The sequence below is a fragment of the Streptomyces neyagawaensis genome (assembly GCF_023516595.1).
GTDB lineage: Bacteria > Actinomycetota > Actinomycetes > Streptomycetales > Streptomycetaceae > Streptomyces > Streptomyces neyagawaensis.
The window spans coordinates 101,810-128,041 of record NZ_JAMGBG010000048.1 but is presented as its reverse complement, the minus strand read 5'-3'; the positions used below and the strand labels follow the sequence as shown (position 1 = coordinate 128,041).

Genomic DNA, 26,232 nt, shown 5'->3' with positions numbered 1-26,232 from the left:
ATGGTCACGAGCTCGGGATGACGCGCCCGGTCAGCGCTGCAGGGTGAGCAGGCCAGGCCGGTACGGCAGCTTCAGGTAGTCGGGGACGCTCACGCCGGGGTCCCTGCCCTGGTAGAGGAACTGCAGGTTGCACGGGTCGACGGTCATCGTCTGGTCGGCGTTGACGCGGATCAGATCACCGTGGCTGATGTCGTTGGTCCAGGTGGCACCGCTGTTGGCCTTGCCCGCGAAGGGGCTGCTCTCGGTGCCGGCCTGCTCGGCCCACGGACCGTTCAGGCTGGAGGCGGTGAACGAGCGGAAGTAGCGCCCGCCCGTACCCTTTGCCTCGACGATCATGAGGTACTGGCTCCGGCCCTGGACCTTGTAGACCTCCGGAGCCTCGAACAGTTTGTCCTCGGTGTCCTTCATGACCGTCGTGTACGACGAGCCGAAGCTGCTCGGGAAGTTACCGAGCGGCATGGTCGACCGGTAGATGCTGCCGAGGTCGTCGGCGAAGAACAGGTACATGTTCTGGTCGTCGGCGATCAGGGTCGGGTCGATCGGGCCGCCTACGGGGAGGCTGCCGGTGAACAGCGGCTGCGGGGCGGACCAGCCGTTGGGGTTGGTGGGGTCGCTGGAGGTGCGGTAGGTGAAGGGCCATGCGGTACCCCAGCCGTTCGAGGCGAGCACCCAGATGTTCTTGGTCGAGAGGTAGAACAGTTTGGGCGCCACCGCCAGGCCCTCGCCCATCCCGGTCTGGGTGGCCGTCGCCATGTCCGACCAGTTCGTGAAGGGACGGAACGCCATCGAGTCCCACGACGATCCGTCAGAGGTGGTCGCGTAGACCAGGTTCTGGCCGTTGTACTTCGCGGTGGTGAAGTCCTTCAGCGCGACCCACCCGTTCGCCGGCTGCGCCAGCGGACCCGTCGACGTCCAGCGGTATGTCGACGGAAGCGAGCACGTGCTGCCCGTCCCGGACAGGCCGGTCCACTTCTGGTTGTCGCCGCCGTTGCAGTTCCACAGCTGCACCGCCGTGCCGTTGGCCGTGGCGCCGCCGCTGACGTCCAGGCACAGCCCGGACTCCACGGCGACGACCGTACCGTCGGGGTTCACCCGCCACTGCTGGTTCGTACCGCCGTTGCAGGACCAGATCACCGGCCGGGTGCCGGCCGTGGTGGCGTGACCCGGGACGTCCAGACACTTGTTGCCGTAGACGGTGAGCTGGTTGCTGTCCGTCAGCGTCCACTGCTGGTTGGTCCCGCCGTGACAGTCCCAGATATGCGTATTCGCGCCGTCGGTCTGGCTGGCACCCGGCACATCGAGACACCTGCCGGAGCCGACACCGCGCAGGGCGCCGGTGCTGGCCGCCTGAGCCGGGCTGGGATTGGCGACGATCGTCGCAGCCGAGGCGACCAAGGCCGCGAGCACCACGGACAGGTGTCTGCGAGTGAACGTACGACTGAGCACGTGAACCTCATTCTTCGGGGGGAGCGGATCCGGACGGTCCACTGACGGGCCGTCCGGACGGATGGGGCTGCGACCAGGGGGAGAGGTTCGGAATGCCGAACCATGGTCGGAGAATTGGGCGGATGATGAGGGGCGGGGAGCGACGGAGATCCGGTTCCGCGGCGGACTCAGTTCCGCACGATGCGCCACCGGTTGTCGGCGGTGCCGTCGTCCGCGTCCTGGACCGCGAACGCGCCGACGGCGGTGGAGTTGCCCGCGATGGCGAGCAGCTTGCCGCTGTTGGCGTTGCGGATCTTGTAGGTCCCGTCGCCCTGGTCGAGCAGCGTCCACCGGTGGTCGGCGGTGCCGTTGTCCGACCACTGCAGCACCGTCGCGCCGTCCGCGGTGGACATGTTCAGGACGCCCAGCACCTTGCCGCTGTTGGCGTTGCGGAAGCGGAACCCGTCCCCGTCGGTGATCATGTACCAGTCGTGGTCGGCGGTGCCGTTGTCCGACCACTGAAGTGCGCGGCCGCCGTCGGCCGTGGACATGTTCTGGATGCCCAGCAGCAGACCACTGGCCGCGTTGACGAGACGGACGCTGCCGGTGGTGTTCCAGTAGACGGTGTAGTTGTGGCCGTGCGCGTCGTGGAACGGGCCCAGGTTGACGGTGGAGCCGTTGGCGGTGGCGGTGAAGGCGAGCGAACTGCTGCTGGTCCGTGTGATCGAGGACGTGTTCAGCGTCGGGAGCGAACTGAGCGCGGTGGTGCCGTAGTTGCCGGACAGGACGACCGGGCCGTAGGTGATCGCGGCGACGTTCGCGTTGTCGTTGGCCGCTCGCATCACGACCCGCATGGGCAGGCGGACGGTGACCGTGTCACCGGACGTCCAGGAACGGTTCAGGGTGGCGTAGCTGCCGGGGTCGGTGGCGATGTTCTGCTTGACACCGTTGACGCTGACGGTGGCCCCGGCGGTCCAGCTCGGGATACGGATGCGCATTGCCCAGGTTCCGTTGACACTGCCGGTGACCTGCAAGGTCGTGGTGTCGCTGGTCGGGTACGAGGTGGTCTGGGTGACCGTGATGCCGCGCTCCGACCAGGTGAGCACCGAGGGCACGAACATGTTCACGATGAGCGTGGTGTCGGTGCGGAAGTAGATGGAGTCCATCAGCCTGGTGTGCATCTCCAGGCCGGTGCCCTGGCAGCACCAGAAGGTGCCGTAGTCGGTGCTCCAGGTGCCGCCGCCCCACGCCGGGCCCACACCGCGTCGGCCTCCCGGCTTGAGCGGGGTGAAGTAGGTGACGTGGCCGTGGTCGTCGGCCGGGTTCTGCTGGCCGATCATCTGGTTCAGCCACGCCCGCTCGTAGTAGTCGAACAGCTCGACCCGGTTCGGGTCCAGCGTGAACAACTCCCGGGTGAGGGTGAGCATGTTGAAGGTGTTGCAGCTCTCGCACGTGTCGTTGTTGAGGTAGCCGGCGATGGCGTTCGGGGCGCGGAAGTGCTCCGCCTGGCTGTTGCCGCCGATGGCATAGGTGTGCGCGTCGACGGTGAGATTCCAGGCGTTGGTGGCGATGTCCCGGTAACGGGTCGTACCGGTGGCCTTGAACTCCCTCGCGGCCCCGATCCACTTGGGCACCTGCGTGTTGGCGTGCAGTCCGCCCAGCTTGTCCTGGTTGGCAGCCAGCGGGTCGAAGACCGCGGCGTGGTCGAACCTCTGGGCGACGGTGAGCCATCGGGCGTCATTGGTCTGCTGGTAGAGGTCGGTCAGCACGGTGTTCATGCCGCCGAACTCGGTCTGCAGCATGGCCTGCATCTGTTGATTGGTCAGCCGGCCGGTGCGCAGGTCGACCCATCCCGCCAGCGCGAGCAGCACGTCACGTGCCTGGGTGCTGCCGATGAGGCGCCACACGTCCAGCAGACCGGCGAGGGTCTTGTGGATGGTGTAGTACGGAACGTTGCCGTTGGTCAGGGTTCGCTGCTCGAGAGCGGTGAAGTCGGACTCGGGATAGCCCGAGAGGTAACCGGCGTTGAAACCGGCGGCACTGTTGTTGGCCTGGCACTTGGCCAGCTCCGCGACCATGTAGGTGGCCTTGTCCCGGCAGACGGTGTCCCCGCTCACGGCGTACAGCTGCGCCCACGCCGTGAGGAAGTGACCCTGGACGTGGGTGCGGAAGGGGAAGTTGGGGGCGTCCCAACCGCCGGTGGCGGCCGCGCCGTTGGTGGACAGCTTGTGGTTGGCGCGGAAGTTGTACAGCAGCCGGTCCACGTCGACGAACCGCAGGTAGTTCCGCGTACGGTCCTGGTTGTCCAGCCACCGGCTCGCGGTCAGCCGGACCTGGCCGATCTCGAACGGGTGCGCCGAGACCCCGATGTCGGTCCTCGCGGGAGGGACGACCGCAAGGGCGGAGGATGCGCCGACGAGGGACCCGGTGGCAGAGGCGACGACGGTGGCCCCGGCTGCTTGCAGGAGGCGCCGTCTACTGAGGGAGGGGGACATCTGAAACCTTTCGGTGAGCAGAAGTGATCAGGCCCAGGGGGTGACCCCTGTGAGGGAACTGTCGGCGCGGAAGGTGTCGGTGTTCTGGAAGAGGTCCACAGGCAGCGCGCAGTCGTAGCGGCGGAGGTGGCGGAGGTAGCGGCCGGAGGAGTCGCGGAAGGAGTAGCAGTTGGCGTCGGCGAGGCCGGGCACGACGGTGAGGGTGGCGCTCTGCTTGACGGCGGTGGTGCTGGAGCCGCTCACCGGGTCGATGTAGCCGAGGTTGTCGGAGCGGGCCACGGCGTAGCGGCTCGGGTAGTTGACGGACTGCAGTGACCGGGTGGTGTTGGTCGGCAGGGTCACACCGCCGGAGACGGTTTCCTTCAGCACGGTGAGGTGTCGGGCGAAGCCGGTGAGGCCGGGCAGCTCGGTCGGGGTCGTCCAGGTGGCGAAGTTGTCGTAGCTGTCGCTGTACCAGTACTTACCGGCGCTGTAGCCGTCGTAGTGGATGCGCCGGCCGCCGTTGTCGAGCGGGACCAGGGCCGGGCCCTCGGGCGAGTCGTAGACGTACATGTTCGACTCAATGGGGTTGGTGAACGCGGTCATCGTGTATCGCGTGGTCTGCCCGGCCGGCGGGGCGGCCGCGGCGGCGGTTCCCCGGAGGGCGGGGACGCCCAGCAGGACCAGCAGCAGCGGGCCCAGCAGGGGGAGCAGCGTTCTCACGGGTCTCTTCAACTCTTCCTCCGGCACGGCCGGTCCGCTTGGCCGATCGCCGTAGCGAGACTCCTCATGGTTCGAAATCGCGAACAATGTGCGGTAGTTCGAGCAGAAGATAGATTTGGGGCGTGATGACGTCAATGTTTCTGACGGGTACGCCTTCAGTTTCGTCAGACATGGCATGTCTGTTCGGGGAACAAGGGTGATATAGCCGCCCAGAGCGCTGAATCCGCTATCGGTGGATCTACTTTCATCCTCTGACCAGCGGTGGCACCGTCAGCCCGTCGGACCGCGCCGAGTCGGGCCCGCTGCGGGTCTCGGACAGTGAAGGGCCGCACCACCGAGCGCGGAACGCGGGCCATCGCCTGGGCGGGCGGCGGGGCGGCGGGGCGGCGGGGCGTGCCGCGTCGCGCGCGAGGGGGATGCGCCGGGTCGGTGCCGGGACATCGGAGGCGAACGCCAGAAGACATACTCGGTCGATCAGGGCCCGTCCCCGGGTGGTGGCCAGTGCGGGGAACACGCCCACCTGCGGGTCCCTCCAGGGAGGTCCCCTGGTCAGGATCCTGGCCGCGTGGGTGATGAGCGGCCAGTTCAGGTGAGCCGGCTGGCGGGAAAGCCTGGGGGCAAGTGGCTCCTGCTTCGACTGCGAGGGGCAGCCAGGGGCTTTGCACTGATGGTTCACCACTGATCGGTTGGAGCCGCGGAGCCCTCGCTGACTACGCTTCCTGGCATGAATCCCGTGATCGACGTTCTGGCTTCCTCCGAGGTGGACTGCCTGGAGCGCTTGTGGGGGCAGCTCTTGGTCCACCACAGTCGGGAGGCCGCACATCTGGCGGCTCTCGGCGCGGTTCGTTCACCCGAGGACTCCTGGCGTCTGCGGCGGGGCCAGTACCTCGAATGGCTGCAGGAGCCGCTCGCCGCGATTCTGGTCGCTCGGGACGGAAATCACGTGCTCGGCTATGCGGTCGTGCGCATCCTGGATGCCCCGGGGTCATGGCAGTGGGGGGACCAAGTCGGCATCCTGGAAACCCTCGTGGTCGATGACGAGGCTCGCGGCGCCGGAGTCGGGCAGGCCCTTGTCAAGGCCGTGCGCGCGCGTCTCGCCGGGTCGGGTGTCCAGGTCATGAAGATCTCCGTCGTCGCGGGCAATGATGACGCCCTGCGCTTCTACCAGCGGGAAGGGGCCGTCGACTTCGTGACGACGCTGATCATGCCCGTCTTGGGGTGACGGCGCAGACCGGAGCGGTGACCCGCAACGATGAAACCGGAGCGGTGACCCGCGACGATGAAGTCGCCGTATCCGCAGGAGCAGAGCCCCAGCCGTCCGCTCATGCAGCCTTGGCGTCTTGGCGATGGCGCGGACGCTGTCCAGGTGGACGGTGCCCGAGGCCTCCAGCAGGATCCGGGAGGCGTCGGCACGCTCGGCCCGGATGTGCACGACCACTTCGATGTCGGCCACCGGCAGGTTGTCGAGCATGATCCAGCGGGCTCCGGCATCGAGGGCCTCGACGGCCTGCGTCACGTTCTGCACCTCGACGTCGGTCTCCACCTTCTGCCCGGTGCGTGCCATTGAACGCCAGACCGCGTCGATCGCGGTGGTCACAACGCCTGCCGCGGCGATGTGGTTCTCCTTGCAGGAGGTACATGCCGATCCCGCCGACGACATGGCGAGGTTCGCCCCGGCGACCGCCGGGTGCCGCACCGCCCGCACATCGATCAGGGGCGTCGTGCCGCGCAGCTCGATGACGGCCCAGACACAGAGCAGCAGCACCGCGACGACGGCGAGGCCCGCCGCCACGGCGAGGTGTCGGCTCCACAGATTCCGTTCGCCGGCGAGCGGACTGGCGCGGGCGGCCTGCAGATGAAAGGGGCTACCCAGGACGATTCCGATGTCGTGATCACACCAGCGCTGCAAGATCCTCACACGGCGTGCGCCGTCACTGGCATGCGGGTATCCAGTGGTTGCCGTCCGATTCCGTGTCGTGGGGGCCGTGCATCATGGAGGACGCGATCGGGACCATGCCTCTCACCGCCGGGGCGCCGCCGAAGAGCATCCACACCGGCAACGGCCGCGACACCCGCACCGACCTCAACCAGGGCCGCCGCGTCTACGTGTGGAACCCACGTCCGCCCGCAGCTTCCCGCTCTTGCCACCGGAGTTTTCCCGTCCCGCGCGCTCAGTCGGGTCCCGTCCAGTCGAAGGGGAAGTGCTTGCTCGACTTTCCCGAGCGGTCCCACGAGAAGCCGAACGCGTCGGCGCGGTCGACGGTGGCCTGGCCCCAGGTGGCGACCTGGCCCGGTCCGACCTCGGCGCCCGGGGCGTTGTGGACTTCGACGCGCGCGCCCGTCGGGGTCGTCGGGCCGGTGAGTGCCTCGGCGGTGGCCATGACCCGGCCGGGAATCTCGGCTCGCCAGGTGGCGAGGTCCTCGTCGATCTCCACGTGGATCGGCGCGATGTCCATGCCGCGCATCTCGGGCCGGAACATTTCCCCGAACCGCGCCGGCCAGCCGCCCGCCTCACCTGCGAAAACGGTGCCGAGCGCGGCGCGCTGCCGGTCGTCGGCGCGTTCGTCGAGGAAGACCGCGGCGTAGGGGTTCGTGTGCGTGCCGGCCCACGGGTTGCCCTCGAAGGAGCCGAGCATCAGGACGTTGAGATCGTCGAGCCGTACGTCGCCGTAGTTGCCCTCACGGATGTGCCAGACCAGTACGCCTTCGCAGTCGCCGTAGGTCGGGGGCTGCGCGAACGTGCAGGGGCAGGGTATGGCGCATTTGCACACGTCGAACCAGTCGCCGGCCAGATGCCAGCGGGTATTGGGTGTGGCCTGTTCCGTCATCTCGCTTCCCTCCCGTCGAATTCGAGGGAGCTCCTTTGGAGTGGCGAGACCGCGCGTCCCGAGCCCGCACGCGGATCGCGAGGCGGCCTCCCTTCCAGCATGCCGTAGCTGCTCACATGCCGTCCATCGAAGGAGCCGATTCCTGCAGCCCCGGCAGCATCCAGTCCTGGAAGGGCGCCAGCACGGCCAGGACGAGGAACACGACACCCACCACCCGGGCCAGCAGCGGCCCTCGTGACCACAGCTTCTCCACGAAGATCACCACCGCCAGCCCGGCCATCGCGGCCACGTTCATCACCCCGAGCGGCACGAAAACCACCATCAGTCCCGCGCAGCAGCCCACGCAGTAGCCACCGTGGTGGACGCCTACCCGCAGATCACGGGCCGGCTGCCGGAACCCGGCGTAGCGCACCAGCTGGCTCATGGGGTCCCGGCAGTGCCGCAGACAGACGTTCTTGAGGGGCCCGAGCTGATAGAGGCCAGCCAGCAGGAAGGCCACTGCACCGATCCAGCGTCCCGCGGTCCGATGATCGTCCACGAGGCCCCCGGTGAAGGCCAGAGCCGCGTAGGCGATCAGACCGAAGGTCGTCCACACCAACAGGTACCCGCTCACGAACTCCAGCGTGCGCACTGCCCGGACCCATCCGGACGACCGCCGCCCGATCCCCCGCACCCAGGTGAGGGCCACCGGCGCCATGGACGGCAGCATCATGGCGGCCATCATCGTCGCCCAGAGCAACAAGAACAGGGGCAGGGCCATCCCCATCGTGCCCGGCTCGACCCCCATGTCCCGCGCCTGCCCAACGGTCAGCACCCACGTCGGCACGACGACCAGAAGGATCAGCGACCACGCGAGCGCGAGCTCCCGCAGCGGGAGCAGTCCTCTGCCCGCTCCGCTCGGCGCGGACGACCGGGTGGAGGCGGGGACGGAAGTCCGGAGATGACGCACAGCAGAACTCTCCTCCGTACATACCCAGAACAGCACGCCTACCGCCGCCCCGCGACCGCGCCGAACCCTTCCTGCTCAGCGGCCTGATCGCCTTCGCCGCCGCGTCCGCTCCGCACCTCGTGAAGCTGATCGGTGTGCTGAACCCGGCGTTCGGCAACGTCTGCGTGAACGACTGACGCACGCAGCCGCACACTCGAGGGGTCGCCGTCCTACCCGCCAGCGGGCACGGCGCCGGGACCATCGAACGAGGGGAGCACGCCGCCGTTCATGGGCGGACCACCGACACCGCACGGGATCGGATGACCACCGGTACGGAACCGTCGGCGCCGCGCGGAGGTGAGGCGGCAGACCCGCGTCAGGCCGCGGCAAGGGCAGCAACGGCGAGAGCCGCGGCGTGCTCCTCCCGGTGGGGATCGAGCACGCGGACGCCTTGGCGCGGCGGGGGACGAGGCTGTCGTCCCCGAACTGCGGGTGGCGGGCGGGAGATCGACGACGTGGCCGAGGTCGTGGACGGCATAGGCGCCGTCTGAGGCCGGAGACTCGTGCGGACCGCGTCCGGGACGCACGTCAGCGTGTACGGGCGACCAGGAAGTCCGCGCTCGCGGACAGCGTGGTGAGTCGGGACGTGTCCTCGTCCTCGATACGAACGCCGGATCTTTCGGCGAGCACCTCGACGAAACTGAGGAAGTCCAGCGAGTCCATCTCCAATGCCTCCCGGAACGCGTCGTCCGGGCCCAGCGAGGCGAGGTCGGCGTCAGGGACCACGGCGGAGATGGACTCCCTGACCATGTCCAGTGCGTCGGATGGGTTCACAACTCCTCCGGGTTCTGCAGGAAGCGGGAGACCGCGGTGAGGTAGCGGGCTCCGACCGCGCCGTCGGTCGCCCGGTGGTCGGCCGAGAGGGTCGCCGTGACCGTGGGGCGCACCCCGAGCAGACCGTCGACGGCGCACGGCCGGTCGACGACGCGTCCGAAGCCGACCAGGGCCACTTGCGGGGGGTGGATCACGCCGAAGACGGCTTCCACGCCCTGATCACCGAGGCTGGTGACCGTGATCGTGGCGCCGGACACCTCGGAACCGCGGAGCCTGCCCGTACGGGTCCGGCTGACCAGGTCCTTCAGCGCGCCCATCAGCTCGGTGAGCGTCAGCGTGTCGGCATGGCGCAGCGCAGGGGCGACGAGGCCTCCGCCGCGCAGGGACACCGCCATGCCCAGGTGGACGCTCTCGGCCGCCGTGAAGTGGTCATCCGTCCAGAAGCCGTTGAGGTCGGGTACCTCCCGCGCGGCCAGGGCGGCTGCCTTGAGCAGCAGCGCGGCGGGCAACAGTCTTTCGCTGAGCGGGACGCGTCGGTTGTGCTCGTGCAGCCAGTGTGTCGCGGCGGCCAGATCCACGGTCGTGGAGAGGTAGTAGTGGGGGATCTCCCGGTTGGCGCGGGTCATCAGGTCGGCGATCGCCCGGCGTCCGGCCTTCACCCGGTCCCGGGGCGGGGGCGTGACCGAAGTGCGTTCAGCGGAAGGACGGCGTGTGGGTCCGTCGGCCGAGGGCGGTCGGGGAGCGGGTGCCGCGGGGGTGGGGGCCGCCCGGCGTACATCCGCGGCCCGGACGGCCGCATCCCGTCCGGTGCCGCTCACCGCGGCCAGGTCGACACCCAGTTCGGCGGCGAGCCGCCGGGCGCGAGGGGTGGCCCTTACACGGGGTGGCGCGGTGTCGCTCCTCGGGGCCACCGCCCGTTCGACGTCGGTCCGGGTGATCCGTCCCCCGGGCCCGGAGCCGTGCAGCGTCTCCAGGTCGACCCCGCTGTGCTCCGCGAGGTGCCGGACCAAGGGGCCGGCCTCCACGTGGTCGGGCGGCCTCGCGGCGGAAGGCGTCGGTTCCGCGGCGGTGCCGGGCTCGGGCCCCGACGGGAGGCGCTCGGGGGGCCTGGGGGCCTTTGCGGCCCCCGTGGCCTGTGTGGTCTCCGTGGTCTTGGTGGTCTTGGTGGTCTTGGTGGTCTTGCCCTCCTTCGGCGCGCGATGGGCGGGTGGTCGCTCCTTGGCCGGTCCGATCAGTGCGAGCGGGGTGCCCACGGGCACCGTCGCCCCGGGCTCGACGAGCAGTTCCGTCATGGTCCCGGTTTCGAAGCACTCGACCTCGATGGTCGACTTGGCGGTTTCGACCACCGCGACCGGTTCCCCCTTGTGGACGACGTCACCGGGTGCCACGAGCCATTCCAGGAGCGTGCCCTCGTCCATGTCCGCACCCAGGGACGGCATGGTGAACTCGGCCATGATCAGTCCACCGCCCGATGGGCGGCCGCCACGATGTCGGCGACCTGGGGCAGGGCTGCTTCTTCCAGCCGCCGGGCGTACGGCATGGGTACCTCCGCACTGCACACCCGCTCGACGGGAGCATCCAGTTCATAGAAGTACTCTTCCGCGATGCGGGCTGACACTTCAGCGGCGATGCTTCCCGTCCGCCATGCCTCGTCGACGACCACCGCGCGATGTGTCCGGGCCACCGAAGCACTGATGGTCGCGTCGTCCAAGGGGCGCAGCGTACGTAGGTCGATCACCTCGGCGCTGATGTCCTCGGCGGCCAGATCGTCCGCCGCGGCGAGTGCCTTGGGCAGCGAACCACCGTACGTGATCAGGGAGATGTCGGTGCCGGGGCGGCGAACCGCGGCGTGGTCGAGGCCCACGGGAGCGGTCGGTGAGGGGAGTTCCCCGGAGACGTTGTAGAGACTGCCGTGTTCGAAGATCAGTACGGGGTCGGGGTCCTCGATCGCCGGGGCCAGAACGTGTCGCGCGTCCTCCAGCGTGGCGGGAGTGAGGACACGGAGGCCGGGAATGTGGGCGTACCAGCCTTCGAGGCTGTGCGAGTGCTGGGCGCCGAGTTGCCGTCCGGCGCCCGTGGTCATGCGGATGACCAGAGGCACGGGCAGTTGCCCGCCCGACATGTGCAGCAGGGTGGCGGCGTTGTTGAGGATCTGGTCGAGGGCGAGCAGGCTGAAGTTGACGGTCATGATCTCGACGATCGGGCGCAGCCCCGCGAGGGCCGCGCCGATGCCGGCGCCCACGAACGCGGACTCCGACAACGGGGCGTCGCGGACGCGTTCGGGACCGAACTCCTCCAGCAGCCCCAGGCTGACGCCGAAGCATCCGCCGTAACGGCCCACGTCCTCGCCCATGAGGAAGACACGGTCGTCGGAGCGCAGGGCCTCTCGAAGCGCCTCGCGCATCGCCTCCCGGTAGGTCGTCGTCGCCTCGTGCGTCTCGCTGGCGCCCACGTTCAACTCACCGCCTCTGCCGAGGAACTGGTGACGTGGTGGAGCAGGTGCTCGACCGGTTCCTCGGGTGCCCGTTCCGCTGCTTCGACGGCGTGGTCGATCTCGTCAGTGATGCGTTGCTCGATCCGGGCCAGTTGCTTGTCGCCCAGTTCACCGTTCTCGCGCATACGGTCGGTGAGCAGGCTGATCGGGTCCCGCTCCTTCCAGCGCTCGACCTCCGCCTTGTGGCGATACCGGTCCGGGTCGTACATCGAGTGGGCGCGGAAGCGGTAGGTGCGCAGTTCCAGGAAGTGCGGCCCGGTGCCGTTCCGGATGCCCTCCACGGCCCGCCTGGCGGCGTGTTCGACGGCCTCGACGTCCATGCCGTCCACGGCCCAGGCGACCATGCCGTAGGAGGCGGCGCGCATGGCCAGGTCGGTCTGCGCCTCGTGCCGCTCCAGGGCCGTGCCCATCGCGTAGAGGTTGTTCTCGCAGACCATGAGCAGGGGGAGCTTCCACAGGGCCGCCAGGTTCGCGGTCTCGTGGAACTCGCCCTCCGCGAAGGCCCCGTCGCCGAAGAAGCAGCAGGTGACGTTCGGCTGTCCGCGCATATGGTCGGCGAGCGCGAGGCCGGCGGCCAGGGGGAGCCCGCCGGCGACGATGGCGTTGCCGCCGTAGAAGCGGCGGCTCACGTCGAACAGGTGCATGGAACCGCCTCGGCCGCCGCTGCACCCGGTGGTCCGGCCGTACATCTCGGCCATGACGGCCTCGGCCGTGATCCCGCGGGCCAGGGCGTGGCCGTGTTCACGGTACGTGGAGACGACCGCGTCCTCGGGTGTCAGTGCCTCGTTGACGCCGACGGCCACGGCCTCCTCGCCGATGTAGAGGTGGACGAAGCCACGGATCCTCGCCGCGCTGTACAACTCGACGCACCGCTCCTCGAAGCGCCGGATGCGCAGCATCGACTCCAGCAGACCGGTCCGGTGTCCGGTGACCCCGCGCCCGGACGGAGCTCCGGCACTCGCGTTCCCCCCGGTCGCCCTGGTCTTCTTGCCGGACTTCGGGGGCGCCGAGTCCTTCCGCGCGCGGGCGGGGCGGGCCACGGTCATTCGGATCCCTCCAGGGTCGACAGGTCGCCTGTGGGCAGGCCGAGTTCACGCGCACGCAGCACACGCCGCATTACCTTCCCGCTGCGGGTCTTGGGCAGCTTCTGGTCGAACGCGATCTCCCTGGGAGCGACGGCGGGGCCCAGCTTGCGGCGGCCGAAGGCCAGAAGCTCCCTCTCCAGGTCCGGGGTCGGATCGACACCCGGGCGCAGCGACACGAAAGCCTTCACGACGTTCCCGGCGACCGGGTCCGGACGGCCGATCACCCCGGCCTCGGCCACTGCCGGGTGTTCCATCAGCGCGCTCTCCACTTCGAACGGGCCGATCAGATGGCCCGCGGACTTGATGACGTCGTCGGCGCGCCCCACGAACCAGTACCAGCCGTCGCCGTCCCGGCGGACGAGGTCACCGGTCAGGTACCAGCCGTCCGCGAACGCGGCGTCGTAGCGTTCCTTGTCGTGCAGGTAGCCGCGGAACATCGACGGCCAGCCCGTCCGCAGCGCCAACTCGCCCTCGACACCGGGGCTCTCCACCTCCGTGACCTTGCCGTCGACGACCCGCGCCCTGCCGTCCTCGCCCCGCTCCAGCACGGTCGCGTCGACGCCGGGCAGCGGACGTCCCATCGAGCCGGGGCGGATGTCGCAGGCCGCGAAGTTCGCGATCATGATGCAGCCGGTCTCCGTCTGCCACCAGTTGTCGTGCACCGGCAGACCCAGCACGTCCCGGCCCCAAACGACGGCCTCCGGGTTGAGAGGCTCACCGACGGAGGCGACAAAGCGCAGGGCGGAGAGGTCGAAGGCACGCGGCAGGTCGTACGGGCCCTCTCGCGGGGTGGCGCGCATGAGCATGCGCAAGGCCGTGGGGGCGGTGTACCAGACGGTGACCCGCTGCTCGCCGAGAATCCGGTACCAGCGCCGGGCGTCGTAGTCGCCCTCGTCGACGACCAGCGTCACGCCGTGGACGAGCGGCGCGATGATCCCGTACGACATGCCGGTGACCCAGCCGGGGTCGGCGGTGCACCAGTACACGTCCTCGGGACGCAGATCGAGCGCGGACGCGGCCGTGGCGTGGTGGGCGACGACGGCCTCATGGACATGGACAGCGCCCTTGGGGGTGCCGGTGGTGCCGCTGGTGAAGTGCAGCAGCGCCATGTCCTCGGGGGACGTCGGCGGGATGGTGAACGTGTCGGGGGCGGCGGACATCAGGTCGTCGAACGAGGCTGTGTCGGGCAGACCCTCCGCTCCGGGCCCGACGATCAGGACGTGCTTCAGTCCGGGAACCGATGTCCGACGCTCGGCGACCTTGCGCCGGTACAGGGCCGCGGTGGTGACCAGGACCTGCGCGTCGCCCAGGCGCAGCCGCTGCTCGACCGGGTCGGGGCCGAAGGCGGAGAAGAGCGGGCACAGCACGCTCGTGTTCTTCAGCGTGCCCAGTACCGTCGTGTACAGCTCGGGGCAACGGCCCAGCAGTGTGAACACCCGGTCCCCGCGGCCCACGCCGAGCGACCGCAGGACGTTCGCGAAGCGGGCCGTGCGGCGGGCCAGTTCCGCGTACGTGACGGTCGATACGGAGTCGTCCCGTGCGACGCAGCTCAGCGCGACCTTCTCCCCGTGGTCCAGGGCGGCGTGCCGGTCGACCGCCTCGTGGGCCATGTTGAGACCGCCGCCCGGGAGCCCGGCCAGCGCACCCCGCGCCTGCGACCAGGTGAAGGCGGAGCGGGCCCCCTCGTAGTCGCTGAGACGTGGCGGGACGACCGGTGCGGTGTCCTTGTGGATGGTTTCCCAGTGCATGGGCGCTCCTCCCGGCACTGTTCCCTGATCTCCAGGGTCGCCGAGCCCGGCTCCGGCCGCATTTCCGCCGGACGGGCACGGCCCGAGGCGGCCGGCGGTGGTCGTTGCCGGCATTCATGGAGCCGAGGGCCACCCGCTTCTTGCGGGCCTGAATCGCACGGTGCGCGGTGTCACTCCGCTTCGCCGTGTCTCCTGGTGCCCTCGGCTGATCTCCATGGCACTGCCGCTCGCCTGCGAGTTCCAGGGCCGGACGGCCCTGGAAAGGGGACCGGACGGCCTTTTCGAGCTCCCGTCAGCGTGACCCCTCACGCACGGTGCAGTACGACCTTGAGCGCGCCGGACGCCCGCCATGAGGCAGCGCGCCACGTCCCGCGAAACCTGGTGGCGCGACCTGGAGACCAGTGAGCCGACCCCGAACACCGGCGGGGTTACCCGCTCGTCTAGTCCGGCTCCATGTAAGGGCGGCGGAAGACCGGTGCCTGGCCGGTCCCCCATGGTCGTACGGCAGCCAGTGCCTGGGCCACCGCAGACTCCAGCGGGCCACTGGTGTCGACTGGGACGGCCTCGGGCCACGGCTGTTCCCTGGCCGCCATGGCGGTGGCGATGCCGAGGTCGGCGTCCGAGGCTCCGGGAGCCCGCGTGCTCAGGCGGGCCGCTGACACGTCGCCCGGCACATGGCAGTGCAGGGCCACCAGGTCGGCGCTGGTGCGGTCGGCCATGCGCAGAGCCGCTTCGCGCTGTGACACGTCGGACCAAGTGGCGTCCAGGACGACGGACTCGCCGGAGGACAGCAGGGTGGACGCGCGGTCGAGCAGAGCGGCGTAGGTCTTGGCCGTCCACTCCGGCGTGTACAGGCCCCTGCCGTAGCCGGCCGCCGCCGACTGCTCAGCCGGGATCCCCGCCAGCTCTTTGCGGAGGCGGTCGCTGCTGAGCAGCGTGACCCCCAGCCGGTCGGCCAGCGCTCCGGAGAGGGTGGACTTGCCGCTGCCCGGCAGCCCGCCGACGAGCGTCAGGCCGACGGCGGAGGTACGCAGGTGGCGCAGCGCCGTCGCGATCAGCCGCCGTGACGCCACCTCCGCGCCCAGCGCGCCCTGGCGGGCCTGGATCAAGGAGACCTTGGCGCGGACGAACGCGCGGTAGGCGACGTAGTGGTGCCACAGGGAAGGGGGTGCGGGGTCGCCGGAGTACTCGCCGTACCGGGCCAGGAAGTACGCCGCGGCCTGAGGGGCGCCGAGCTGTTCCAGGTCCATGGCGAGGAACGCGGCGTCGTCGAGGCCGTCGACGTAGCGCAGACGGTCGTCGAACTCCAGGCAGTCCAGGACGCGGGGGCCGTCGTCGAGGCAGAAGATGTCCTCGGCGAGCAGATCGCCGTGGCCGTCGACCACCCGTCCCTGCTCGATACGGGAGTCGAACAAACGCTTGCGGCCGGCGAGGTAGCGGCGTACCAGCCGCTCCACCTCCGCCACCCCGTCCGGCACGACCCCGTCGTCGGCCAACGCGCGGACCTGCTGGAAGCTGGCCTCCCAGCGCGAGGACAGGGCGTCCCGTGTGCCTTGCTCGTCCACTTCCCGGCTCCGGGGAGCGTCCGCGTGCCACGCTGCAAGATGCCGGGCGACGGCACGCAGGGCATCGTCGACGGTGGCCCCTTCCCGCACCAGACGGGAAAGGCGGCGGTCCGCAGGCATCCGGCGCATCACCACGAGCGGTTCGGGTGCCTGCGCGCCGGGACTGTGGACTTCACCCGGACCCAGATAGACGTCGGGGGCGAAGCGGCGGTTGAGGGCGATTTCGCGCTCGCACGCGGCCCGGCGGGCCGTCACCGTCGTGTAGTCCAGGAATCCCAGATCCACCGGCTTCTTGACCTTGTAGGCGCGGTCGCCGGCGAAGAAGACGATGGCGGTGTGGGTCTCGCACACCTCCGCGCGCGGCAGTGGCTCGCCGTCGTGTCGGTCACTGGACCGGAGCACGGACGCGTCGGCCCGAGACGGCGATCCCACTGGCCTCCCGCTGGGGCCGGGCTCAGTCATGAGGGACGACGGCGACGGGGCAGCGCCCGTGACGAGAGGCCGTCTGCGCCACGGGACCCGGATGGGGCGCCGGACCCGGACGGTGTTCGCGTCGGCCGACGACGAGCAACGCGGCGTCCACGGCAGCCAGTACCTCGGCCTTGGCAGGGCTTTCGAGACGGATGCCGTCGGCCGCCTCGTCCGGCTGCCGGTACTTCTCGCGCCAGGGGCGGGGCGCCGTGCCCGGCTCCTGGCGCGTGTACTGAGTGGTCTCTTCCGTGACGTGGTGGTCCAGGCCCACGGGGACGACTGGCTGCATGGCGGCGGCCTCCGTCTCGTACGAAGCTGGAAATGACGGGGGATGACGGTGAACGAGTCCGACGGTGTGGACGGTCCGGACGTCGTCGGTATGCCGGGTGCGGCGCACGGGTTTCCCTCGTTCGAGGAGTACCCCAATCCCCTCCCCGGCGCATGTGGACGGAGAGGGACGGAAACGCGGAATCCTGCTCGACGGCCGTCCGAGAGGAGGGCGGGACGGTGACGATTCCCCTGGTGGTCGGCATCGCCGGGTCCAAGGCGGACCTTGGCGGCGGTCGGTCGGGCCGCCGACGAGGCCGCCCGGCACGGCCGTGCGGCTCACGTTCCGTGGGGGCCTCCGAGGCGGACCTGCTGGTCGTCGGAGGTCGCGGACGACAGGGGCACCTCGGCCTGCGACTGGGGTTGATCAACCATGCGGTACCGCATCACGTGCCCTGTCCGGTCGCGGTCGTTCCCCGCCTCTGACCGGACGGGCGGAGACGGACCACGTCGACGGTCGGCTCTTGCGGGGCCGGAAGTCGTCCCCGCAGGGACTTTCGGCCCCGTGACCGGAGGCCTGTGCTGTCCCACGGTGGGACAAGGTGGTGCAGGACGGACCAGCGACTGCTGGAGGCCGAGTCATGAGCGCACAGAATTCGCCGCACGCGTCCGAGCCGCTCCCGCCGCGCCAGGAGCGTGCGTCAAAGGGGGCGAACCCGCTGCGACGTCCGTCCGACAGGTTCGAGTCCTGGTTCCGGGGCTTGCTGATGCTGGTCCTCGTCCTCGGCCTGCCGGTGGCCGCGCTCAGCGCGGGGCGCACGGCGTACGAGTCGTCGATGCGTACCGTGCAGGCCCAGTCGGCGCAACGGCACGAGGTCACCGCCCGACTGACGTCGACCGTCAAGGACGGCACCACGGGCGGGAAGCAGCAGGCGCAGGTCCGCTGGACCGACGACAACGGCACGGTGCGGACCGGGACGACCCTCGTGAAGTCGGGAACCCCGAAGGGCGCCACCGTGCGGGTGTGGGTGGACCGGGACGGCGGCCTCACCACTCCGCCGATGAACGAACTCAACGCGACGACCACGGGCTGGTTCGTGGGCGGTATGGCCGCGATCGGCGTGGGCGCCGCGTGCCACGCGGCGCGGGCAGGCATGCGCCATGTGCTGGACCGGAGAAGGTACGCGCAGTGGGACGCCGAGTGGGATGCGGTCGAGCCCCTGTGGTCCGCGCGCTTCCGCCGCTGATGGGCACAGAACCCGGACGGGAGCCGAGCCGAGGAGGCGACGCCGGTGTCTGATGCGACCACGACCGACCTGTATGAAGTGACGATGGTCATGTCCTACCTCAGGGAGGGGATGACCGGCCCCGCGACGTTCAGCCTCTTCGTCCGCGACCTGCCTCCCGAGCGCGGCTTCCTGGTCGCCGCGGGACTGGAGCCGGTTCTGGAGTACCTGTCCGGCCTTCATGTCGGCCCGGACGACGTCGACGCCTTCGCGTCCGCGCTGCACCGGCCGCGACGGGATCTTCAGCCCCTGCTCGGCCTGGAATTCACCGGCGATGTGCGGGCGGTGCCGGAGGGACGGCTCGTGCTGGCCGGAGAGCCGCTGCTGGAGGTCACCGCGCCTCTCCCACAGGCGCAGCTGGTGGAGACGTACGTGCTCAACCAGCTCAGCCACCAGACCGCCGTCGCCTCGAAGGCCGCACGATGCGTCCTCGCGGCGGAGGGGCATCCGCTCGTGGACTTCTCCCTACGGCGGACCCACGGCCCACAGGCCGGATTCCAGGCCGCCCGCCTCGGCGCTATGGTCGGCTTCGCCGGAACCAGCAACGTGGCCGCGGCCACCGCCCTGGGCATCCCCGCCATCGGCACCATGGCTCACTCCTTCGTGGAGGCGTTCGAGGCGGAGACGGACGCCTTCCGTGCTTTCGCGCGGTCGCACCCGGGGCCTGTGACCTTGCTGGTGGACACCTACGACACCGAGGAGGGTGTCCGCGTCGCCGCGCGCGTGCTGCGGGACCTGGATCGCGGGCCCGGCTCGGCCGTACGGCTGGACAGCGGCGACCTCGGGGCCCTTGCGGTACGGGCACGGTCGATCCTCGACGAGGCGGGCCTGCCGGAGGTGCGGATCGTCGCCAGCGGCGGCCTCGACGAGTACGCGCTGGACGACCTGGTCCGCTCGGGAGCACCGATCGACACCTACGCCGTCGGCACCCGCGTCGGGGTCTCGGCCGACGCACCGTATCTGGACTCGGCGTACAAGATGGTCGAGTACGACGGACGGCCCGTGATGAAGCTGTCCTCGGCGAAAGTGACGGCACCCGGCCCCAAGCAGGTGTTCCGTTGCCCCGGATACACCGACGTGATCGGTCTGGCCGACGAGCGGCCCCCTGACGCCGGCCGGGCGTTGTTGGAGACGGTGATGCGGGGCGGGCAGCGCGTCGGCGCCAGGCCCACGCTCGACGAGTGCCAGGAGAGGTTCACGGCGGATTTGGGCGGGCTTCCGTCGGCAGCTCGACGGATCCGGGCGCCGGTCGCGCCCCGGGTGACGCCCTCCGAGCGGCTGAGCACACTCGCCGCCCGCGTCCGTCGGCGTATCGAGGAACAGACGGCGACGGCTTCCGCACGGTCCTCGGGCCCGGAACGAACCGCGTCCGGACCGCGCGGGTCCGTATCGGGGTGAGGAGGCAAGTGATACCTCAAGGCCCACGTGCATCGAGGGCATGGGGGTGTTGCGGCCCGGCACTCGACTGCCCAGCACTCGACAGTGGATGGCCCGCGTGACCGACGGTGGACACAGCAGGTCAAGGAGGATCGGCCATGACACATCCCGTACGACACAGCAGAGGTGGGCTCTCGGCCGCCCTGCATGAGCTGGACGATCTGCGTACCCGGATGGACCAGCTCATGCACGAGCTCTTCCCTCTCGGCGGCCACCCCGAGCTCGGCACGGCCGTGCCATGGGCACCGCTGGCCGACGTCGTGGACACCGAGGACGCCTACGTGGTGGAGATGGAGCTTCCCGGCGCGGACAAGGAACAGATCACCGTGGAGGTCACCGAGGGCGAGCTGGACATCCACGGTGAGATCAAGGAGAAGGAACACGCCGGGGTGGTCCGCAGGCACACCCGCCGCACGGGACAGTTCGACTACCGCACGACTCTGCCGCCGAACTCCGACACGGAGCACGTCAGCGCGGATCTGACCAACGGGCTCCTCACGGTGCGCGTCCCGAAAACCGAGACGGGGAAAGCGCACCGCGTCGAGATAACCGGCTGAGCGGGGGAGCGCCCGCCGGACCGCGGCCCGGGAACGGGCACGCGCGTCTCCCAGCCGCCGACGGCGACGGCCCCTCAGGCCGGGGGCCGCCGGGCGTCGTCGGTCCGGTATACGAGGTGCTCGGCGACCGAGACCACGCCGTCGACGCTCCGGCAGAGCCGCTCGATGACGGGGATCAGACTCCTGAACTCGACCGAGCCCCTGAGATCGACCCGCCCGTCGCGCACCTCGACCGTCACCTCCGAGGGAGCAAGCCTCATCGTGCGTCGCAGCACCTCCTCGGTGATCTCGTCGCGGATGGCGTCGTCATGGCGCAGAAAGATCCGCAGCAGGTCGCCACGGCTGACGATGCCCAACAGCCGGTCCGTCTCGTCCACGACGGGCAGCCGCTTGACGTGCTGGGCCTCCATCAGGCGGGCGGCCTCCACCACGCTCCACTCCGGGCGTGCGCACACGGCGGGAGCCGACATCAGTTCCTCGGCGCGGGAGCCCTCGGCCTTGGCCCGCTCCCATGCCTCCAGGTGGGGAACAGGGACCCTGCCCGACGGGTCGGCCTGGTCGGCACTCTTGCGCAGCAGGTCCGCCTCGGACACCACACCCATGGGACGGTCCAGGTCGTCCACCACGGGCACAGCGGTGACGTCGTTGTCCGCCAGCAGCCTGACGATCTCCTTGAACGGTAGGTCGCGCCGCGCCCTGACGACGTCTCGGGTCATGAGTTCCGCGACCGTTCGGTGCTGCATGTCGCCTCTCCCGTCCGGGTCCGTGACCACCTGACATCCAGTCGGCTCAGCCCGCCACCGCGGATAGGGGCCGGTTGACCCATGCGGCGGCGTGTCCCGCGTGGCACGTTGGATACAGCACCATTCTGAGGAGAGGGCGGCGAGCATGCGAGCTCACCTCGGCGACCAACTCGTCATCGAAAGCCAGAAGACCGGCGCGACCAGGCGCGACGGCGAGATCGTCGGACTCCACCACAAGGACGGAACACCCCCCTACGACGTGCGCTGGTCGGACACGGACGAAGTGACGCTCGTGTTCCCCGGGCCCGACGCACACATCAAGCCTGTGGAGCACAGGCAGCCCGGAACCACCCGCGGGTCTTTTCGACCGGACATGGGCGGCGAGGCGGAGGCCATGTCCGCAGTCGCTGCGCCGACCGGGACACCCAACCCAGGCGACATCGGGAGGCGGGTGGCCGTCGAACGCCTGAGGCACGGGCTCAGCCGGGAGGAAACGGCTCGCCTGGCCCGCATCTCACCGGGCTATCTGGCGTACCTGGAGGAACAGCCGGCCGACCCGACCATGGCCACTCTCCTCAGTCTGGCCGCCGCTCTCGGCACCACCGCCACGGCCCTGCGCGGGGCAGGCGTCGACCTGCCACCCGGTCAGGGGCACGCACTGCTGCATCCGCAGCTGCGGGACCTCGGCCCGGAGGAATGCCACCGCCTGCTGTCCACGCACGGCGTGGGGCGCATCGCCGTGTCGACGCCGGACGGTCGCCCGGCGGTCGTCCCGGTCAACTACGAGGTCGTTGACGACGCGATCGTCTTCCGGACAGCGCCCGGCTCCGTGCCCGCGGCGGCTGCCGGAGCGGAGGTCGCCTTCGAGGTCGACCACGTCGACGAAGCGATGAGCCAGGGCTGGAGCGTGCTCGCGACAGGCCCCGCGAACGTCGTCACGGAGCCCGACACCGTGCGTGGGCTCGCCCAGGGCGCACACACGGAGCCATGGCCGGGCGGTGCACGCGAGATGTGGGTGTCGATCCGGCCCACGCGCCTCACGGGCCGGCGCATCACTCCCGCGGATCAGTAGGTGCCCACGGGCCGCCGCGCAGCGGCCGGGTCCGGCGGGTCGCCGACTCGCGCGGGGCCCAGCGGGTCGCCGACCCACAACGGGGAGGCAGATGCTCCTGCGCCCGGGGTGCGGTCCCGGCGGACCGGCCCGCGGCCGGTCTCGCGCACGGTCAGTCAGCGGTCCTGGGCTCGTCCCGACCGGCTGACTCGCCGGTGAGCTGGGGCTCGACGTCCACGACGCCTTCCACGGCGCGCACGAGGCGCACGGCGACCGAGATGAGCGAGGTGTCATGGATGTGCCCACGGAGGGTGACGACTCCCTCGTGCACGTTCACATGGATGGCGTGGCTGAAGGCGGGGAAGAGGTAGGACACCACGGTGCGGCGGACCTCCTCCTCGATCTCCTCGTCCGACCGCAGGAAGACCTTCAGCAGATCAGCGCGGCTGACGATGCCCTGGAGCATGCCGACACCGTCGACGACGGGCAGTCGCTTGACGTGACGTACGGCCATGATCCTGGCCACCTCTGCCAGGGTGGCGTCGGAGTGGACGGTGATCGCGGGGGTGCTCATGAGCTCCCCCGCCGTCACCGCCCCGGCCTTGGCGACGTCGGACAGGCGTCGGCGTTGCTCGGAGAGACTCGTGTCGCCGCCACGGAACTCCTCCTTGGGCAGCAGGTCCGCCTCGGAGACGACGCCGATGACACGCCCTTCGCCCTCCAGGACCGGCAGGGCACTGACCTTCCACTGCTCCATGGTCTTCACGATCTCCTTGAAGGGCGCGTCGCGTCCGACGGCCACGACCGTCTGAGTCATCACATCGCTGACGATGTGCGGGGTCTCAGGCACCGCAATCCTCCTCGTCTCGCCTCGTCAGGGCACCTCGCCGGCGCCGTGGGGTGCGTACAGGTCGAGCAGCCGCACCCGGGAGGACCTGAGCCGACCCGCGATGACGCCGGCGACGTAGGTCAACAGCGCGTGATCCAGCTCCGGGTCCTTGCCGCACAGCTCCCGGACTTCCGGCGCGTCCAACTCGTAGGCGCGTACCGGGCTGCTCGCCTGGGCCCCCAGGTGCCAGTGATGGGGAGGGATCAGCCAGGACCAGCCCAGCAGCTCCCCGGCACCGAGGGTCTCGATGACCGCCGCGCGGCGGCCGGGCACGTGTATGTCGAGGGCGACGGTGCCCGTGCGGATGATCCAGAAGCGGTCGGCCTTTCCGCCTTCGTTGAAGATGCGCTCGTCGGTCGCGAACGACACCTCACGAGCCAGAGGGATGAGCCGCTCGCGGTGCTCCCTGGTCAGGGCGCCGAAGACGCCGGTCCTGGCAACCACGATCGCCTTCCCTTCACCATGCCCCCGAAGCCGAGGCGGGCCCGTCTCAGGCCATGCGACAGGACGCGACGGGCGCGGCGGATGTACAAGGAACGGTTCTCCGTTCATTCTCCGGCCGCATGACTCCACGATCGTCGTAAATCGCCGCAGTGCAACCCGGGCCGAGGCCCCCTTCGATGGCAGGGCCACGTGTCGCGACGCAACCCACGCGGTGCGACGGTGTGGACAGGGACTTCCGGCGGCGGCCGGGCAGGAAAGGTGGTGGTGATCATGGAGCTTCCGCTGGTCGTGGGAGTCGACGGATCGGATTCCAGCCTGGATGCCGTGGACTGGGCGGTGGACGAGGCGGCGCGCCTCGGCCTGCCCCTGCGGCTCGTCCACGCCTCCTGGTGGGAGCGGTACGAGGGCGTCCGCCCGTCCTTCAGCACCGACCGTCCGACCGCAGAAGCCATGGCCCAGCACATCGCCGCGTCCTGCGCGGAACGAGCCCGGCTGCGCAACTCGGAGGTGGAGGTCTTAAGCGACGTCCTGCCCGACGACGCCGTGTCCGCCCTCCTGCGCGCGGCTCATGAATCCTTCGCCCTGGTCACGGGTTCCCGCGGCCGCGGTGGGATCGCCGGGATGCTGCTGGGGTCGGTCAGCCTCGCGGTGGCCGCCCGTGCCGTCTGCCCGGTGATCGTGATCCGCGGCGGGGAGCAGAACCGGCAGGGCGCCTTCGGCCGGGTGGTGGTCGGTCTCGGCGGCTCCCCGGAGGGCTCGGACGCCGCGCGGTTCGCCCTCCGCGAGGCCGAGGCGCGCGGCAGCGCCCTGCGCGCTGTACGGGCTTGGCGCCGCCCCGCCCACGAACAGTTGGACCATCCCCTGGTTGCGGGCGACGCCGCCAGTGCCTACGAAGAGCGCGCCTCCGCCCTCCTCACCGACGCGCTGCGCGACGCCGTACGGAACCACCCGCGGGTGGAAGTGCATAGTCGGACTGTCGAAGGCCCCGCCCACAAGGTCCTGCTGGACGCCTCCTCCGACGCCGACCTGGTCGTCGTCGGTGCGCGCAGGCGCCACGGCCATGTCGGCCTGCAACTCGGCAGGGTCGCCCACGCCCTGCTGCATCACGCCGAGTGCCCGGTGGCCGTCGTACCCCAACGGGCCTGACCCGACGCGCGTGGGTACGACCCCGATGGCGAGCAACAGCCGCGCGAGCCACTGCGCACGCATGACACACATTGCGGTTCCGGGACTCACCAGCCACGGCTCCACGGTGCCCCTCCCCGAGCCGTGTCGTTCCGGGGCCGTGCCGGAAAGCTGATCCGCGCAGACGGGGCGTGCCGACCCCGGCGTCAGCGGCGGAATCCGCCGGACAGGCCATAGGCTCCGAAAGCAGGGTTCCGCCTGGGGTGACACTGCCGTGGGAGACGTGGATGAAGTGGTTGGTCTCGCTGGTCGGCGCCGGGCTCGTCATGCTCACCCTCCGGGACCTCTTCCACACCCTCTGGCACCCCACCCGCCACGGCGGCCTGAGCCGCCTCGTCATGACGGCGCTGTGGCGTCTTGCCCGGCGCTTCCGAGCGCGCAGGCGTGTGGTCGGGCTCGTCGGACCGCTCGCCATGGTCACGGTGGTGGGGATGTGGGCCGCCACCGTCGTCCTCGGCTGGGCCATCGTCTACTGGCCCCACATGCCCGGGGCGTTCGCCTTCTCACCCGGTTCCGAGGCGGCGCAGGAGCCCGCGCTGCTGGACTCCGTGTACCTGTCGCTCGTCACGGTGGCCACCCTGGGACTGGGGGACATCGCGCCCGGCGAGGGCTGGCTCCGCCTTGTCTCCCCGTTGGAAGCCCTTGTCGGCTTCGCCCTGCTGACAGCCACCGTCTCCTGGGTGCTGGAGATCTATCCGGCGCTGACCCGGAGAAGGGTCCTGGCCGTCCGGCTCGCCCTCCTGCGCGACTCGGCGCCGACGCCGCAGCAGATCGACTGCACCGCCGGGGCGCTGCTGCTGGACGGCCTGGCGACCGAAGTCGTACGCGTGCGCATCGACTTCACCCAGTACGCCGAGGCGTACTACTTCCACGACGGGGAGGACCATGCGTCGCTGGCGGCCACGGTCGGCTACGCCGCTACCATGGCCCAGCGAGGAGGGGAAGCACGGCGGCCGGAGGTCCGCCTGGCCGGTGACGTTCTCGCCGGTGCGCTGAAGGACCTGGCAGCCGTCCTTGACCAGCGTTTTCTCCATACTGGTGGCACGGCAACGGAGGTTTTCGCGGCGTACGCCGCAGACCACGGGCGCAGCCTCGCACAGCCCTGAGCAACGGGCCCGCATCCGGGCCGCACGGGGCAGGGGCCGCCCCACATCGGCGAGTATCCGCTCATGCCGGTCGGCATCAGCGATGGCACCCTGGCAAGCAGACACCGGTACGCGGTGGCAGGGTCTCCCCTCCATGACGGGAGTTCGGTGCATGGCAGAGAGCGAACGAACCGGTCCGGTCGCCGCCGCTCCGGCACGCCTTCGCGTCCTCCTGGCGCGCCGCGGGGATCTCCGGGCACTCCGTGGGGCGCCCGCGCAGAGAACCTCACCGGATCCGTGAGCGAGCAGCAGGACCACCCGGGCTCCGGCGCCGACACCGACGCACCCCGTGCCGCGTCTGCCACGGTGGGGCTGTCGTCGGCGTGTGGGCCCGGGAGACGGGCCGCCCCTGGCAGTCCATGATCTTCCTGGTGCTCGGTGCGACCCAGCTGGGCGTCGCCCTGGGCTCGCGCGCCCGTCCGGGGAGCCTGGACAACCCGTTCCTGCTCGTCGCCGTGGGTGCGGCCCTGTGCCTCCAGGCAGCCGGCGTCTACCTGCCCCCTCTCCGGGACCTGCTGGGCACGGAGCAGCTCTCGCTCGGGGACCTCGTGATCGCCTGCGCGCTGTCGGGCCTCGGCCACGTGGTCATGCGTCTGCAGGCACGGCTGTGGCCGGAGCGGCAGCCCCGCACGGGCCTCGACACAAGGCGGTGA

General features: G+C 70.3%; 23 protein-coding genes and 2 pseudogenes. 9 read left to right on the top strand and 16 right to left on the bottom strand.

Going from position 1 to position 26,232, the window contains the following annotated elements; all coding sequences use genetic code 11:
• Positions 1 to 30: 30 nt before the first annotated feature.
• The 3 genes and pseudogenes from M8J73_RS21725 to M8J73_RS21715 form a co-directional block, all read right to left on the bottom strand.
• Complete coding sequence (locus M8J73_RS21725) at positions 31 to 1,446, bottom strand: non-reducing end alpha-L-arabinofuranosidase family hydrolase (RefSeq protein WP_079054788.1); 1,416 nt, start codon at positions 1,444 to 1,446, stop codon at positions 31 to 33.
• Between the two features lie 167 nt (positions 1,447 to 1,613).
• Entirely contained in the window at positions 1,614 to 3,920 is a 2,307-nt protein-coding gene (locus tag M8J73_RS21720; RefSeq protein ID WP_055538372.1) for a beta-L-arabinofuranosidase domain-containing protein, read from the bottom strand.
• A gap of 27 nt (positions 3,921 to 3,947) precedes the next feature.
• Positions 3,948 to 4,451, bottom strand: a pseudogene (locus M8J73_RS21715) (AbfB domain-containing protein); the annotation flags it as partial.
• Between the two features lie 895 nt (positions 4,452 to 5,346).
• On the opposite strand from M8J73_RS21715, the gene M8J73_RS45550 reads away from it, so the two are divergent.
• Complete coding sequence (locus tag M8J73_RS45550; protein WP_079055289.1) at positions 5,347 to 5,844, top strand: GNAT family N-acetyltransferase; 498 nt, start codon at positions 5,347 to 5,349, stop codon at positions 5,842 to 5,844.
• A 174-nt stretch (positions 5,845 to 6,018) separates the two neighbouring features.
• Here M8J73_RS45550 and M8J73_RS45545 read toward each other — a convergent pair.
• The 10 genes and pseudogenes from M8J73_RS45545 to M8J73_RS21665 all read right to left on the bottom strand — a co-directional run.
• A pseudogene (locus M8J73_RS45545) lies at positions 6,019 to 6,318 on the bottom strand (hypothetical protein); the annotation flags it as partial.
• A 475-nt stretch (positions 6,319 to 6,793) separates the two neighbouring features.
• Positions 6,794 to 7,450, bottom strand: a complete 657-nt coding sequence (locus tag M8J73_RS21705; protein WP_055543174.1) for a DUF1326 domain-containing protein — start codon at positions 7,448 to 7,450, stop codon at positions 6,794 to 6,796.
• 112 nt (positions 7,451 to 7,562) lie between these two features.
• Positions 7,563 to 8,330 (bottom strand): DUF2182 domain-containing protein, encoded by a 768-nt coding sequence (locus tag M8J73_RS21700; RefSeq protein ID WP_055543175.1) that lies wholly within the window; start codon positions 8,328 to 8,330, stop codon positions 7,563 to 7,565.
• A 636-nt stretch (positions 8,331 to 8,966) separates the two neighbouring features.
• A complete protein-coding gene (locus tag M8J73_RS21695; protein WP_240501781.1) occupies positions 8,967 to 9,212 on the bottom strand; it encodes an acyl carrier protein in 246 nt (81 codons plus the stop codon).
• A complete protein-coding gene (locus M8J73_RS21690; protein ID WP_249828958.1) occupies positions 9,209 to 10,666 on the bottom strand; it encodes a dihydrolipoamide acetyltransferase family protein in 1,458 nt (485 codons plus the stop codon). Before M8J73_RS21690 ends, M8J73_RS21695 begins: the two co-directional genes overlap by 4 nt.
• A gap of 2 nt (positions 10,667 to 10,668) precedes the next feature.
• Positions 10,669 to 11,664: an alpha-ketoacid dehydrogenase subunit beta gene (locus M8J73_RS21685; RefSeq protein WP_055541738.1), complete on the bottom strand. Its 996-nt coding sequence runs from the start codon at positions 11,662 to 11,664 to the stop codon at positions 10,669 to 10,671.
• 2 nt (positions 11,665 to 11,666) lie between these two features.
• Entirely contained in the window at positions 11,667 to 12,752 is a 1,086-nt protein-coding gene (gene pdhA / locus M8J73_RS21680) for a pyruvate dehydrogenase (acetyl-transferring) E1 component subunit alpha (protein ID WP_079055142.1), read from the bottom strand.
• Positions 12,749 to 14,539: an acetate--CoA ligase gene (gene acsA, locus M8J73_RS21675; RefSeq protein ID WP_055541737.1), complete on the bottom strand. Its 1,791-nt coding sequence runs from the start codon at positions 14,537 to 14,539 to the stop codon at positions 12,749 to 12,751. The genes pdhA and acsA overlap by 4 nt, the downstream gene beginning before the upstream one ends.
• 440 nt (positions 14,540 to 14,979) lie before the next feature.
• A complete protein-coding gene (locus tag M8J73_RS21670) occupies positions 14,980 to 16,455 on the bottom strand; it encodes a bifunctional aminoglycoside phosphotransferase/ATP-binding protein (protein WP_055541739.1) in 1,476 nt (491 codons plus the stop codon).
• Positions 16,456 to 16,558: 103 nt separating this feature from the next.
• Entirely contained in the window at positions 16,559 to 16,864 is a 306-nt protein-coding gene (locus tag M8J73_RS21665) for an adenine nucleotide alpha hydrolase family protein (protein ID WP_055541736.1), read from the bottom strand.
• Between the two features lie 32 nt (positions 16,865 to 16,896).
• On the opposite strand from M8J73_RS21665, the gene M8J73_RS45540 reads away from it, so the two are divergent.
• From M8J73_RS45540 to M8J73_RS21645, 4 genes are all read left to right on the top strand, one after another.
• Complete coding sequence (locus tag M8J73_RS45540) at positions 16,897 to 17,328, top strand: universal stress protein (RefSeq protein ID WP_372503990.1); 432 nt, start codon at positions 16,897 to 16,899, stop codon at positions 17,326 to 17,328.
• 155 nt (positions 17,329 to 17,483) lie between these two features.
• Positions 17,484 to 18,089, top strand: a complete 606-nt coding sequence (locus tag M8J73_RS21655; protein ID WP_055541735.1) for an Rv1733c family protein — start codon at positions 17,484 to 17,486, stop codon at positions 18,087 to 18,089.
• Between the two features lie 45 nt (positions 18,090 to 18,134).
• Entirely contained in the window at positions 18,135 to 19,526 is a 1,392-nt protein-coding gene (locus tag M8J73_RS21650) for a nicotinate phosphoribosyltransferase (RefSeq protein ID WP_249828957.1), read from the top strand.
• A gap of 137 nt (positions 19,527 to 19,663) precedes the next feature.
• On the top strand, positions 19,664 to 20,122 hold the full coding sequence (locus M8J73_RS21645) for an Hsp20/alpha crystallin family protein (protein ID WP_055541337.1): 459 nt from the start codon (positions 19,664 to 19,666) through the stop codon (positions 20,120 to 20,122).
• 74 nt (positions 20,123 to 20,196) lie between these two features.
• Here M8J73_RS21645 and M8J73_RS21640 read toward each other — a convergent pair whose 3' ends face one another.
• Positions 20,197 to 20,865 carry a CBS domain-containing protein gene (locus M8J73_RS21640; protein ID WP_055541338.1) on the bottom strand — a complete coding sequence of 223 codons (669 nt, stop codon included), beginning with the start codon at positions 20,863 to 20,865 and terminating at the stop codon, positions 20,197 to 20,199.
• Positions 20,866 to 21,010: 145 nt separating this feature from the next.
• Between M8J73_RS21640 and M8J73_RS21635 the strand changes: the two genes are divergently transcribed.
• A complete protein-coding gene (locus tag M8J73_RS21635; RefSeq protein ID WP_055541339.1) occupies positions 21,011 to 21,937 on the top strand; it encodes a pyridoxamine 5'-phosphate oxidase family protein in 927 nt (308 codons plus the stop codon).
• Between the two features lie 151 nt (positions 21,938 to 22,088).
• Here M8J73_RS21635 and M8J73_RS21630 read toward each other — a convergent pair whose 3' ends face one another.
• Together M8J73_RS21630 and M8J73_RS21625 are read right to left on the bottom strand one after the other, a co-directional pair.
• Positions 22,089 to 22,766, bottom strand: coding sequence for a CBS domain-containing protein (locus tag M8J73_RS21630; RefSeq protein WP_055541340.1), 678 nt, complete (start codon positions 22,764 to 22,766; stop codon positions 22,089 to 22,091).
• 24 nt (positions 22,767 to 22,790) lie between these two features.
• Positions 22,791 to 23,249, bottom strand: coding sequence for a cyclic nucleotide-binding domain-containing protein (locus M8J73_RS21625; protein WP_055541341.1), 459 nt, complete (start codon positions 23,247 to 23,249; stop codon positions 22,791 to 22,793).
• Positions 23,250 to 23,519: 270 nt separating this feature from the next.
• On the opposite strand from M8J73_RS21625, the gene M8J73_RS21620 reads away from it, so the two are divergent.
• From M8J73_RS21620 to M8J73_RS21610, 3 genes are all read left to right on the top strand, one after another.
• The gene (locus tag M8J73_RS21620; protein WP_055541345.1) at positions 23,520 to 24,395 is read left to right on the top strand and encodes a universal stress protein; all 876 of its coding nucleotides are present in this window, start codon (positions 23,520 to 23,522) and stop codon (positions 24,393 to 24,395) included.
• A 266-nt stretch (positions 24,396 to 24,661) separates the two neighbouring features.
• Positions 24,662 to 25,540: a potassium channel family protein gene (locus M8J73_RS21615; protein WP_055541342.1), complete on the top strand. Its 879-nt coding sequence runs from the start codon at positions 24,662 to 24,664 to the stop codon at positions 25,538 to 25,540.
• A 362-nt stretch (positions 25,541 to 25,902) separates the two neighbouring features.
• The gene (locus tag M8J73_RS21610) at positions 25,903 to 26,232 is read left to right on the top strand and encodes a cation transporting ATPase C-terminal domain-containing protein (protein WP_240501598.1); all 330 of its coding nucleotides are present in this window, start codon (positions 25,903 to 25,905) and stop codon (positions 26,230 to 26,232) included.

Coding starts and splice junctions, on each gene's coding strand:
- M8J73_RS21720 (WP_055538372.1), bottom strand. CDS start 3,920: ATGTCCCCCTCCCTCAGTAGACGGCGCCTCCTGCAAGCAGCCGGGGCC.
- M8J73_RS21645 (WP_055541337.1), top strand. CDS start 19,664: ATGACACATCCCGTACGACACAGCAGAGGTGGGCTCTCGGCCGCCCTG.
- M8J73_RS21620 (WP_055541345.1), top strand. CDS start 23,520: ATGGAGCTTCCGCTGGTCGTGGGAGTCGACGGATCGGATTCCAGCCTG.
- M8J73_RS21705 (WP_055543174.1), bottom strand. CDS start 7,450: ATGACGGAACAGGCCACACCCAATACCCGCTGGCATCTGGCCGGCGAC.
- M8J73_RS21665 (WP_055541736.1), bottom strand. CDS start 16,864: ATGCAGCCAGTCGTCCCCGTGGGCCTGGACCACCACGTCACGGAAGAG.
- acsA (WP_055541737.1), bottom strand. CDS start 14,539: ATGCACTGGGAAACCATCCACAAGGACACCGCACCGGTCGTCCCGCCA.
- pdhA (WP_079055142.1), bottom strand. CDS start 12,752: ATGACCGTGGCCCGCCCCGCCCGCGCGCGGAAGGACTCGGCGCCCCCG.
- M8J73_RS45540 (WP_372503990.1), top strand. CDS start 16,897: ATGACGGGGGATGACGGTGAACGAGTCCGACGGTGTGGACGGTCCGGA.
- M8J73_RS21615 (WP_055541342.1), top strand. CDS start 24,662: ATGAAGTGGTTGGTCTCGCTGGTCGGCGCCGGGCTCGTCATGCTCACC.
- M8J73_RS21690 (WP_249828958.1), bottom strand. CDS start 10,666: ATGGCCGAGTTCACCATGCCGTCCCTGGGTGCGGACATGGACGAGGGC.
- M8J73_RS21635 (WP_055541339.1), top strand. CDS start 21,011: ATGCGAGCTCACCTCGGCGACCAACTCGTCATCGAAAGCCAGAAGACC.
- M8J73_RS21655 (WP_055541735.1), top strand. CDS start 17,484: ATGAGCGCACAGAATTCGCCGCACGCGTCCGAGCCGCTCCCGCCGCGC.
- M8J73_RS45550 (WP_079055289.1), top strand. CDS start 5,347: ATGAATCCCGTGATCGACGTTCTGGCTTCCTCCGAGGTGGACTGCCTG.
- M8J73_RS21640 (WP_055541338.1), bottom strand. CDS start 20,865: ATGCAGCACCGAACGGTCGCGGAACTCATGACCCGAGACGTCGTCAGG.